Genomic DNA, 12,563 nt, shown 5'->3' with positions numbered 1-12,563 from the left:
TTGCAATTATATTGCAATATTGATGCTATTTTATGCTATATTTGTAGATAAATATTGCAAATTGTTGCAATATTAAACTTCACACATATGAATACTCACACTCAAATCGCCGTAATCTTTGACATGGACGGCGTAATCGTAGATAGCAATCCTTTAATTACGGCCACTTGGAAGGCCTTTTTTGCAACACATGGCATTGAATTGAGCGATGATCAGCTCAATCATTATGTTTTTGGTAGAATGGGCAAGGATACTTTGCGTTTGGTTTTTGGAGAAGACTTAACAGAGCCCCAAATTGCCGCACATCTTAAAAAAGTAGAAGAAGGTGTTTGGGAAAAATATCAACAACAAGGTGTCATTGTTCCAGGTTTTAAAGCTTTTGTAGAAAAACTATTAGCCGATGGTATCAAGATTGCCATTGCTACTTCTTCGCCAAGTCAGAATGTTAAGGTGGTAATGGAAATGGCCGGAACAACTTCACTTTTTACCACCATAACCGATGCATCGCAAATACAACATTCTAAGCCACATCCAGAAATCTATTTAAAAACGGCAGACAAATTAGGGGTTGATGTAACCCATTGCGTTGTATTTGAAGATTCGTTTTCAGGCATTCAATCGGCCAAAAGTGCAGGTATGCATGTAATTGGGGTAACCACCACACATACCCCAGCAGAATTGGCACCTTTAACAGCAGCTACAGTACCAGATTTTACCAGCATCAGTGTAGCGCAGATCAAAGCAATTGCGCAACAATTAGAAACAGCTACAGCTAAATAACTGAAGTGGTTTATCTCCTAATTTTTGATAATCTATACTGTGGGTAACCTTACATAAAAAGTAGTGCCTTTGTCTGGTTTGCTTTCGAACCAGATTTTTCCACCATGGCCTTCTACAATTTGCTTGCAGATGGCCAATCCCAAACCAAAAGCTTGTTCACCATCGGTGCCAGGTCTTTTGGCTTGGGTAAACATATCGAATATTTTGTCGTGCATTTCAGGTGGGATGCCGATTCCTTCATCCCTTACCTTGATCAATACACTATCGGCGTCAGTTTCCATCTTTACATCAATCTTAGCACCCGATGGACTGAACTTAATGGCATTAGAAATGAGGTTGCTGATTACCCTCCATAATTTTTCGCGATTGGCAGGAATGATCAGTTCTTCACTCTGCAGTTTGAGCTGTTGGTGTTTGGCCTCGGCCTTATTGAGCAGTAACGATACACAGTACTGTAAGATCTCTGAAATGTCTATCGGTTCCTTTTTAAAGTTTTCGGTATTGAACTGTGCTTCTAATAAATCGTTAACAAGATCGAGTGAATTTTGTGCAGATGTTTTGATGGTCTGCAAAATTTCAATGTCATCTGCTGAACGGTCGGGTTCGGCCAACATCAGCGACATGAGAGAATAGATTCCACCTATCGGATTTCTAAGGTCGTGAGCAGCAATCTTCATCATCCGGGTATTGTCGGCCTGACTCTGCTCTAAAGCATGCAATGTCCGTTTCATGGCAATATTTTGTTTAGAGATGAGCTTGTTTAGTTTTTTGGTACGTCTAAGGTTTTGTCTGATCGAGATGATCATGACCACTGCCATTAAACAGATCACAACCAACAGAATCAATAATGCATTTTGATAGTTAGGATCGATCAATAATGCATTCACTTGTTGGTCTTTTAAAACATAATCTAGGTAATCAATACCCGATTGGTTATTGAGTTTTTCCTGTTCATCTGTAATATCGATCAGTTGGGTAGCATATTCGTTGGCCTTGGCGCTGTTGTAACGGGAAGAATAAAAATCGAACAATTTTCTGGTCAGGAGCTTGCTGTAGATCAAATAGGTATTCTTGTTGGCCAAGTCTAATGCCTGCTGATAATAAGCTACAGCTCTTGTGGGATCATCACTCATCAACTGGTCGCCCATATCGATAAAGATGTCCATGCTCACATAATAAAGTTTTTTTTCAATAGCCTTATCAATGGCCTGTTGCAATAAGGCCAGCCCTTCATCTCGCTTACCATTACTGATCATCTCGTCGGCGATCAATTGGTCTATCGCTAACAAAGTACGGTCGTCTTTATATTTACTGGCAATCTGTTTGGCTTTGTTGATGTACTGGTTGTTGACCTCTTTGCTAAATTGAGTAGGGAACTGAAGCACATAGTTATAGAGTGCCAAAGACATGATCGAATCCTTGCTTAGTTTTTTGCCCAGATTAAGTGCGCCATTGAACCTTTGTATGGCACGTTGATCTTTGCCCATCTGTTTATAGACCATCGCAATGTTCATCAAGGTCTGTATCCGATTGGTCGAATCGTTCAATTTAGTATAAGCTAAATTAGCTTCATCATAATAACGTAGTGCCAATTGTAGATTGCCTTTAATATCGAAAAAAATGCCAAGATTATTGGTGGCATCGGCCTTTCCTTTTTCATACTGAAGCTTGTTGGCTATTTCACGTGCCTTTACGGTATAGTAAAAAGTGCTGTCTATATTTTTTTCATAAAGTAGCATTGCCATTCGGTTCAATACATCAACATAACCAGGACCTTCTTTAAGAGTAGGAAGCGAAGCCTTCAAACGGTCGAGTTCTAAAGACTGCGCATAGCAGCTTACAGTTGCCGCAAAAGAAGTAAAAAGAAACAATAAATATTTTTTCATTTACCCGAGCTGATTTAGATGATTATAAAAATACAAAATATAATCTATAAACATTTTCCATGCACCTAACTACTTTGTAGATGAAAGTTTAATTATGCTAAACTCCTTTCTTAACCCGCTTTAATTAGACTTTAGGGCATTTGTATTAACCCAATATTAAAATAAATCAGCCTGTTATTTATCTTTGTTTACAAATACTTAACAAATGTTTAGTATACAAATAATAAACAGAGTTTATGTTTGCTAAACAAAAATGGCAAATTTTATGAAACATAATTTACTAAAAATAAGGACGGTGCTTTTTGCATTCATTCTGTTTTGTTCGTTACAGGTTTTTGGACAAACCAAGCGAACAGGAAAAGTATCGGACCAATCTGGAGCAATTCCAGGTGCGAGTGTGATCAACAAGGCTACAGGTAAAGGAACCGCTACCGATCTAAGCGGAAGGTTTACAATCCTGGCAACAGCCGATGATATACTTGAATTCAGGTCATTAGGCTATATCACACAACAACTTAAGGTTGGTGCTGCCGATAGTTTAAATGTAGTATTGTTAAGCGATGCAAAAGCTTTAAATGAAGTGGTGGTAACTGCACTGGGTATTAAAAAAGAGAAAAAAGCAGTAGGTTATGCAGTACAAGAAATAGGAGGGAAAGACTTGGTCAAAGCAAGAGAGCCAAATGGGATCAACTCACTTACAGGTAAGGTTGCCGGATTGACGATTACGCCAAGTGCAAACTTGTTTGGCGATCCAGGCATCTATCTAAGGGGACAGAGTGGAGTATTGATCGTGGTAGATGGTGTGCCCATCAGTTCTGATTCGTGGAACCTCAGTCCAGATGATATTGAAACCTACTCTATCTTAAAAGGTGCCAATGCAGCTGCATTATATGGTAGCAGGGGACAAAGAGGGGCGATTTTAATTACCACAAGAAAAGGAAGTTCGGCCAATAAAGGATTTACGGTAGAGTTTAACTCCAGTACGCAATTACAAACAGGTTACAACGCCATTCCAGATTACCAGACTTCTTATGGTGCTGGTGATAATTTTAAATACGCCTTTAAAGATGGCAAAGGTGGTGGTGTAAATGACAACGATTATTTTGTTTGGGGTCCTCGTTTTGAAGGTCAATTGATTACCCAATACAATAGTCCGATTGATCCAGTTACCAAAGCATTGGTGCCAATTCCGTGGTTGGCAAGAGGAAAAGATAACCTGAAGAATTTTTTACGTGATGGATTATTAAGTACCAATAATGTAGCCATCTCTACCAAAAGTGAGGTAGGCGATATGCGTTTATCTATTTCGCAATTGTTTCAAAGAGGTACTGTACCTAACACCAAGCTAGGAAGCACCAATTTTAATTTCTCTGGTGGTTTAAATGCGGGTAAAAAAGTAAGGTTTGAAGCGGCAGTTAACTACAATAAACAGATCACACCTAATTATCCAGATGCCAATTACGGGCCTAACAGTTATGTGTACCTAATGAATATCTGGGGTGGTGCCGATTATGATGTAAGAGACCTGAAGAACTATTGGAAACCTGGTCAGGAAAATATCCAACAATACAATAGGGAGTATACCATTTACAACAACCCTTACTTTACAGCATACGAAAACCTACACAGTTATGCCAAAGACGATATTTATGGCTATGTACAGATGAAGTACAACCTTACCGATAAACTGAACTTTAACCTGAGGACCAATGTAAGTACATGGAGCAGGACCAGAACAAAACAGATTCCTGTATCCGGTAACTTTTACAACGATGGGGTTAACCTTGTTGGTGGCTATCAGGAAGTGTATGATAAATTTTGGGAGAACAATACCGAAGCCTCTTTGAGTTATGCAGACCGGTTTAAGAATGTTGGTTTTAAGACTTCTGTTTTTGGAAACCTGAGAACGGTAAATTTAAAATCGTTAAGTGCAAGTACCAATGGTGGATTGATCGTACCAGGTGTGTATGATTTGTCGAATACCGTTTTACCATCGATCCCAGTTAACGATTATGGACAACGCCAGGTAGGCAGTGTGTATGGATTGATCGATCTAGACTATAAAAACTATATTTTCTTGAACTTTACCGGAAGGTACGATCGCTCGTCAACGCTTCCAACCAAGCACAATGCTTATTTCTATCCTTCGGCTTCCTTAAGTGCGGTATTTTCAGAGATGCTCACTTTACCCAAAGCGATTTCCTTTCTAAAAGCGAGGGCATCTTATGCCAATGTAGCATCGGATCTGGTAAACGAGAATGCACCTTACGATATCTATAAACTCAATTCAACCTATACCCCTTATAGTACCCGTTGGAACAACAATACAGGTGTAACTTATAGTGGTGTATTGACCAATCCAGATATTTTGGCTGCAAGGGTAAAAACAACAGAGGTAGGTTTAGAAGCACGTTTCTTGAACAATAGAATTGGATTTGATGCAGCGGCTTTCTACAATATTGAAGGTCCTGGGATTGTAAATCTAGAGGTAAGTGCAACCTCTGGTGTAACCTCTACCCAGAAAAACGCCTTCACCTATGTAAGGAAAGGTTTGGAGTTTACCCTAGATGGTAGCCCAATCAAAACCAGCAATTTCACTTGGAACATTATAGGTAATTGGTCTACCAGTCACCGTTGGTTAAATAAGATTGACGGCGTTTTAAACCGTGATGGATTCATCAAAGTGGGCGATAGGGCCGATGGTTATTTCATCACCGATTTTCAACGCGACGAAACTGGTAAACTGATTGTAGGTACAAATGGGTTACCTGCTTTAAACCCGTATAGAAGCAAGGTGGGCTATAGCGATAATGATTTTGTGGCAGGTATCAATAACTCCTTCAGATATAAAGCATTTGGTTTAAGTTTTCAGATTGATGGCAGGTTTGGCGGAAAGATCGCCAATGTGGTTGATGACTCGCAGTGGAATTCGGGTACGGCACCAGCATCAGACAACCCTTACCGATTGTTGGATTGGGAAAACAGAAACAATGCAGCATGGAAAGGAAGCGTAATGACCGATGGGCTGAAGATCGTGAGCGGTGCATTAAGTACAGACCAAGATGGTAAAGTAATTTCTGATACCAGGGTATTTGCGCCAAACGATGTAAGGGTATTGTACCAGACTTGGGCCAGAAACTATAACCGCTCCAATTATGAACTGATGCGCAGCAGGACCTTTGTAAAGCTAAGAGAGGTTGTGTTGACTTATACTTTTCCTAAAAGTTTCTTAGAAAGGACCAAGATCGATCAACGCTGCAAACCTGTCCCTGGTTGGCAGAAACCTACTTTATTTTACGGGTAAAGGAACCAAGAATATGGACTTAGACCAGTTTATTGCTGGTGCAGGATTACAGACACCTTCTGTAAAAAGTTTTGGACTAAACCTCAATGTTACCTTTTAAAATCAAAAGATCATGAAAAGAATACTAAATATCATCTTATTGTGCACGTTAATGGTTTCGACTTTCTCGTGCAAAAAGACCGAGACTCTGCAAAAAGATCCCGCTGCCATCTTAAGTGCAGCACCCAAACTTATTTTTACAGGGTTGTTGCTGAACAGTTCTCAAGCACCATGGAGTACAGACCAGCGCCATAATCAATATATGGTAATGAACGAAGCCTATTATGGCAACCAAGCCTATAGTTGGACAACAAGTGATTTTTCGGCCTATACACAATTGAGAAATGTGGTGCGTATGGAAGTAGAAGCACAAAAAGTAGGTGCTCCGGCTACTGCATATTTGGCCTTGGCTAAATTTTTTAGGGCCTATTTCTTTATTTCAGCTACCGAGATGTTTGGCGATATTCCAATGAGCCAAGCCTTAAAAGGCGCAAGCGATGGCATGTTTCTTCCAAAATATGATAGCCAAAAAGAGGTCTATGCCCAATGCTTGCAATTACTGGAGGCCGCAAATACAGATCTTACGCCTTTAGTGGCCAGTCAAACCAAAGTTGATGGTGATTTCTTTTACAATGGCGATTTGGCCAAATGGCAAAAATTGGTCAACTCTTTTAGGTTAAGGGTATTGAACAGTTTGAGCAAAAGAGCAGACGACAATCCAGACCTGAACATCAAAGAACAGTTTGCTGCAATTGTAAATAACCCAACCAAATATCCATTGATCTTAACCAATGCAGATAATTTTCAATTGGTCTACAATACTTCAAACGTCTCTAATAATTATCCTTTATGGCCATCAAATGGAATTGTGCTAAAAAATGACCTGCGCAATAACCTTGGTGCAACTTATATGGATATCTTGACCAGAACAATGGATCCACGTGTTTTTGTAGTGGCCTTGCCAACAGAAGAGTCTAAATTAAGTGGTGACCCAAATTATGCAACCAAATTTACTTCCTTTAAGGGAGGTAAAACAGGCGAATTGCAGACCACTTTAAAAGATCAGGCCATTGCAGGCAAGTTGAGTATGATCAATTTCGATTATTGGCTGGCTTCGCCTTCAGGTATTCCTTGTGTACAGTTGGGTGCTTCCGAAACCAATTTTAACATTGCAGAAGCCATTAACAGAGGCTGGGTTGCAGGTAATGCAGCTACCTATTTTCAGCAGGGAATTACTGAATCCTTAAAGTTTTATGGCATAAACAATGCCACAACGATTGCTAACTTTTTAACTCAGAATGCTTATGCTGGTAACACGGTAGATGGTCTTACCCAAATCTTGGAGCAAAAGTACGTTGCCTTTTTCCAGAACTCTGGTCGACAAGCTTTTTACAATTACAGAAGAACAGGCATTCCCAAATTTGATATCGGTCCAGCTAATGCCAATAATAACCAAATTCCGGTTAGATGGGCCTATCCAACCAATGAATACACCGTTAACACAGTGAATTTAAAAGAGGCATTGCAGCGTCAGTTTGGTGGGGCAGACAATCAAAATGGAGTAACCTGGGCTATTAAATAAATTGAAGATGGAGAAAAGACGCAATTTTCTGAAACAAGGCCTGTTGCTGGGTGCATCAACGTTAGTGGCCAAACCATTTGTGGCCTTGGCAGCAGCCAGCCAACCAAAGCCAACCAAAGAATTGGTAAGGTTTGGTGTTTTTGCAGACCTACACCACGACTTGATCAAGGATGGCCAACAAAGGGTAGCGGCATTTATTACCGAAATGAAGCAGCTCAAGCCCGATTTCATTTTGCAGATGGGCGATTTTTGCACTCCTAAACCAGCCAACAAAACACTGATGGAGGTATGGAACAGCTTTGAAGGAGATAAACACCATGTAATCGGTAACCATGATACAGATGGTGGTTTTACGCATGATCAGGTTGTTGATTTTTGGAAGGCAAGAGGAAAATACTATTCTTTTGATCTGCATTCTTATCATTTTGTTATCTTAAACGGCAATGAGCGGCCGCTTAATGATACTTCTAAAGCTTATCCCCGTTCTATTTTAGATGAACAGTACAACTGGCTTCAACAAGACCTCGATTCTACAAAGTTACCTGTGATCGTGTTCTGCCACCAAGGCATAGACAACGACCTAGATGGCTTGAAAGAAGGTAACATCATCAGGATATTGTTTGAAAGAGTCAACAAAAAAGCAGGTTTTCAAAAAGTGAAAGCCGTTTTTAGTGGCCATCATCATGAAGATTACCATAACGTTTACAACGGTATCAACTATATCCAGATCAATAGCATCGCTTACCAATTTGGACGTACCAGAAACAGTTATGAGTTTGCACATACCAAAGAACCCATTTGGGCCTTGGTTACCCTTTATAGCAACGGAACGATAAAAATCAAGGGCAAAAGCTCGAGTTATGTAAACGGTAATGCAAAATATGCCGAATCGGCCTATAATGGTTATCCAACAGTACCTCAAATATCAGATAGAACAATTAACTAATCAAAAATATGGACAAGAGAAGAGACTTTATCAAAAAAATAGGTTTAACCCTAGGCACAGTAGGCGTAGGCAGTATGTTAAACCCAACCATGTCCGATGCTTTTTCGGCTCCAAATGAAAGAAAAAAAGTATTGAGGATCGCACACATTACTGATGTGCATTTACCTGCAGAAGAAAAGCCAAAGCTGGCCTTTAAAAAGGTGTTGCAAGAAATCAACAACATGAAAGATAGGCCTGATCTGATCATCAACACTGGCGATACGGTAATGGATATGAATGGCAAAGATGCCGAAACAAATACCAAACTTTGGAGTGCCTGGCACGAGGTCAACCAAGTGAATAAGATCAAGATGTACAGTTGTTTGGGCAACCATGATGTTTGGTATGGCAAAAACGATGCGTTAGACCAAGAATATAAAAGAGATAAACGATATGGTAAAGCTTGGGCCATTAACGAATTGAAATTGCCCAACCGATACTATGAAACACCAGTACTTAACGGCTGGAAATTTATTGCCTTAGATAGCATTACCTATGATCATGGTTATAAAATAGACGATGAACAGTTGCAGTGGTTGACCAAAATATTGGAAACAACACCAGCAAGTACCAATATCTGTGTCTTCTCTCATGTACCGATCATCACGGTTACTGCTTATATGTATGCGGCACAACGCAGCCCAATTGCAAATGTTAAGTTTCCTGGTGGCGACCAACACATTGATGTAAAGCCATTAAAAGACCTTTTCTTCAAGCATAAAAATGTAAAGGTATGCTTAAGTGGACATGTACACTACATTGACGATGTGGAATACTTAGGTGTAAAATATTTCTGTGGAGGTGCTGTTTCTGGCAACTGGTGGGGTGGAAATTGGTCGTTGGACGAATTTCCACCTGTTTATTCGATCATTGATCTTTATGAGGATGGCACTGCTGAGACCGCTGTAAAACACTATTTAAAAACCATTAAATTATAACGATATGAAGAAATATATATTAATGTCTGTATTGTTGGCAGGTTTAACCTTTAACGTTAAAGCACAACCAAAGCAGATTAAACATGTGATCCTGATCGGGGTAGATGGATTTGGTGCCTATGCCGTACCGCAGGCAAATATGCCAAACCTCAAGCAAATGATGAAAACGGGGGCTTGGTCGTTAAAGACCAGGTCAGTATTGCCTTCTTCAAGTGCGGTGAACTGGGCTTCGATCATGATGGGGGCAGGCCCAACCGAACATGGTTATACCGAATGGGGAAGCAAGGTGCCCGAAATCCCATCGGCAACAAAGACTAAATATGGTTTATTTCCTTCCATATTTAGTGTGATCAAGATCAAAAGCCAAAAGCTAAAACAGCCGTAATTTATAGCTGGGAAGGTATTGGGCCTTTGATAGAAAAAGAAGCTATCAATTTTGTAGTGCCTGGTACCAAAGGTTATAATGAAGGTTTCTGTGCTGATACTACAGCGGCAATCATCAGAAAAGAGAAGCCGATGTTGACTTTTGTCCATTTTTCAGAGCCAGATAATACTGGTCATGGCATTGGTCATCATACACCTGCCTATTACGCCGAACTTGAAAAATTGGATATACGGATTGGAAAGATCTTGGCTGCGGTTAAAGCTGCGGGCATTGAAAAGGAAACCGTGATCATTTTAAGTGCTGACCATGGTGGTGTGGGTAAAGGCCATGGTGGCAAATCGTTGGCAGAAGTAGAAATTCCATGGATCGCCAGTGGGGCAGGTGTAGTACCCAACCACGAGATCAAAGGCGTTACCATTACCTATGATACTGCTGCTACCATTGCCTGGTTGCTAGGCCTAAAAGAACCTCAAAGTTGGAGGGGAAAACCTGTATTTGAAGCTTTTAAACAATAAGTAAACAAAAAGTTAACAATTATATAACCTTCCGTTTGTTTATATATACTAAACAATATTCTATAATTGTAAACAATAAAATCTATAACTGAATGTCAATAAAATTAGTAGTGTTTGATATGGCCGGAACAGCGGTCAGTGACGAAAATTATGTAGGTGCTGCCTTTACTAAGGCCATGCAAAAATATGGCTATGCACCAAAAATAGAAGAGGTTAATCCAATTATGGGTTACGAGAAGCCTATCGCTATCAAAATGATGTTGGAAAAGCTAGAGCCAACCACAGCTAAGATAACAAATGAGCTGATTACAGCCATCCACGAAGAGTTTGTGAAGATCATGCTTGACTTTTACCGCAATTCAAAAGATATCTATCCTCTGCCAAATGTTGAAGACACCTTTAAGAAATTAAAGGCACAAGGCATTAAGATTGGATTGGATACGGGTTTCTCTAAAGATATTGCCGACCTGATCCTAGATCGTTTGGACTGGCATGATCAAATAGATTGTATGGTGGCCAGCGATGAGGTAAGTAAAGGTCGCCCTTATCCTTATATGATCCAAAAAATGATGAGCGAGCTTCAGATAACAGATAGTAAGCAAGTAGCCAAGGTTGGTGATACGGAGGTAGATATTAATGAGGGACATAACGCAGGTTGCAAATATGTGATTGGTATTACCACAGGTTCGTTTACCAGACAAGAGCTAGAACCTTATAAGCCTACGCACATCATCGATGATATTTCCGAAATCTTTGAAATCATTAATGCCTAGTTTTTATGAAACTACTGGATGCAGCTAAAAAAAAGGTAAGCACTTGGGGCTATGGCAGTATTTCTATACTAGCCGCATTGGCTGCATTTAGTTGTTATACAAGCATGTATGCATTTAGAAAAGCTTTTGCCGCAGGTACTTTTGAGCATGAGCAGTTTCTACATATCGATTACAAGATATGCCTTGTAATTACCCAGATGATTGGTTATACCTTAAGTAAGTTCTACGGGATAAAGTTCATCTCCGAATCCTCACATCAAAAACGTGGGGTTTATCTGATCAGGTTGATCGGTATCTCTTGGCTGGGCCTACTGGGCTTTGCATTGGTACCTGCACCTTGGAACTTTGTGTTCTTATTGATCAATGGTTTTCCATTGGGCATGGTATGGGGTTTGGTGTTCAGTTATTTAGAAGGTCGAAAAACGACAGAATTTATGGGGGCAGTGATGTCCATCAGTATGATTTTTGCCTCTGGTTTTGTGAAAACGGTAGCCAGAACTCTAATGGCTATATTGCCCATTAACGAATATTGGATGCCGTTTTGTACAGGATTGCTCTTTATTTTTCCCTTTTTATTCAGTGTATGGTGTTTGGAGTTAATTCCCCCTCCTTCACGTGAAGACCAGCAACTGCGTACCAAAAGAACTCCGATGGATGCTACAGAGCGAAAACGTTTCTTCTTGAGCTTTTTGCCCGGAATAGTGGTAACAATCATCATCTATGTAACCTTAACTGTTTTAAGGGATATGCGGGATAACTTTGAAGTAGAAATCTGGAAGACATTGAATGTACATGATAACCATATCTATACCAAAATAGACATCATTGTTTCTATTTTTGTACTGGTGTTGATCAGTTTTTTATTCCTGATCAAAGACAACCTCAAAGCCTTTAAAGTGATCCATCTCATCATCATCTCTGGTTGTGTATTGGCAGGTTTGGCCACCTTTATATTTGATCAGCATTACATCAATGGCATTACTTGGATGTGCTTGGTTGGTTTGGGTCTTTATATGGCCTACATCCCTTATAATGCTATTTTCTTTGAAAGGATGATTGCCAACTTCCATGTAAAGAGCAATATCGGCTTCCTCATCTATCTTTCAGATTCTATCGGTTACCTAGGAAGTATCTCTATCCTGATCTTTAAAGAACTGAACCCGATAGAAATCAGTTGGGGCTCTTATTTCAGGCAAACGGTGTATGTGGTTTCGGCTACGGGCATGGTTTGTGGTTTGATTTCGCTCATTTATTTTGTGAATAAAACAGCTGCCATAAAAAAAAAGAATAAAGCAAGCCCAACTCAACCAGCCCAAGAAGAAAAATTTACGGTAAAGCTGAGTGCTGCTGAATATTAAAATTATAAAATCATGAAA

The 12,563-nt window shown here is 39.9% G+C and carries 10 protein-coding genes; 9 read left to right on the top strand and 1 reads right to left on the bottom strand.

Annotated features, from left to right (window positions below):
• Window positions 1-87 precede the first annotated feature (87 nt).
• A complete protein-coding gene (locus tag ACFJIZ_RS08760; RefSeq protein WP_379092425.1) occupies window positions 88-780 on the top strand; it encodes an HAD family hydrolase in 693 nt (230 codons plus the stop codon).
• Window positions 781-812: 32 nt separating this feature from the next.
• Here the strand turns inward: ACFJIZ_RS08760 and ACFJIZ_RS08755 are convergent, their stop codons facing one another.
• Window positions 813-2,666, bottom strand: coding sequence for an ATP-binding protein (locus ACFJIZ_RS08755; RefSeq protein WP_379092421.1), 1,854 nt, complete (start codon window positions 2,664-2,666; stop codon window positions 813-815).
• Window positions 2,667-2,931: 265 nt separating this feature from the next.
• On the opposite strand from ACFJIZ_RS08755, the gene ACFJIZ_RS08750 reads away from it, so the two are divergent.
• From ACFJIZ_RS08750 to ACFJIZ_RS08715, 8 genes are all read left to right on the top strand, one after another.
• On the top strand, window positions 2,932-5,970 hold the full coding sequence (locus ACFJIZ_RS08750) for a SusC/RagA family TonB-linked outer membrane protein (RefSeq protein WP_379092419.1): 3,039 nt from the start codon (window positions 2,932-2,934) through the stop codon (window positions 5,968-5,970).
• A 112-nt stretch (window positions 5,971-6,082) separates the two neighbouring features.
• Window positions 6,083-7,591, top strand: coding sequence for a SusD/RagB family nutrient-binding outer membrane lipoprotein (locus ACFJIZ_RS08745; protein WP_379092416.1), 1,509 nt, complete (start codon window positions 6,083-6,085; stop codon window positions 7,589-7,591).
• Window positions 7,592-7,598: 7 nt separating this feature from the next.
• The gene (locus ACFJIZ_RS08740; protein ID WP_379092413.1) at window positions 7,599-8,537 is read left to right on the top strand and encodes a metallophosphoesterase family protein; all 939 of its coding nucleotides are present in this window, start codon (window positions 7,599-7,601) and stop codon (window positions 8,535-8,537) included.
• An 8-nt stretch (window positions 8,538-8,545) separates the two neighbouring features.
• Entirely contained in the window at window positions 8,546-9,514 is a 969-nt protein-coding gene (locus tag ACFJIZ_RS08735; RefSeq protein WP_379092410.1) for a metallophosphoesterase family protein, read from the top strand.
• A 4-nt stretch (window positions 9,515-9,518) separates the two neighbouring features.
• Window positions 9,519-9,899, top strand: a complete 381-nt coding sequence (locus ACFJIZ_RS08730) for an alkaline phosphatase (RefSeq protein ID WP_379092407.1) — start codon at window positions 9,519-9,521, stop codon at window positions 9,897-9,899.
• A 26-nt stretch (window positions 9,900-9,925) separates the two neighbouring features.
• Window positions 9,926-10,414: an alkaline phosphatase gene (locus ACFJIZ_RS08725; RefSeq protein WP_379092405.1), complete on the top strand. Its 489-nt coding sequence runs from the start codon at window positions 9,926-9,928 to the stop codon at window positions 10,412-10,414.
• Between the two features lie 92 nt (window positions 10,415-10,506).
• Complete coding sequence (locus tag ACFJIZ_RS08720) at window positions 10,507-11,187, top strand: HAD-IA family hydrolase (RefSeq protein ID WP_379092402.1); 681 nt, start codon at window positions 10,507-10,509, stop codon at window positions 11,185-11,187.
• A gap of 5 nt (window positions 11,188-11,192) precedes the next feature.
• On the top strand, window positions 11,193-12,545 hold the full coding sequence (locus ACFJIZ_RS08715) for a DUF5690 family protein (protein WP_379092399.1): 1,353 nt from the start codon (window positions 11,193-11,195) through the stop codon (window positions 12,543-12,545).
• Window positions 12,546-12,563 lie beyond the last annotated feature (18 nt).

This window comes from Pedobacter sp. UC225_65, assembly GCF_042698365.1.
Classification (GTDB): Bacteria; Bacteroidota; Bacteroidia; order Sphingobacteriales; family Sphingobacteriaceae; genus Pedobacter.
Note: the sequence above shows the minus strand (reverse complement) of the source record. Positions and strands in the feature narration are given on the sequence as shown.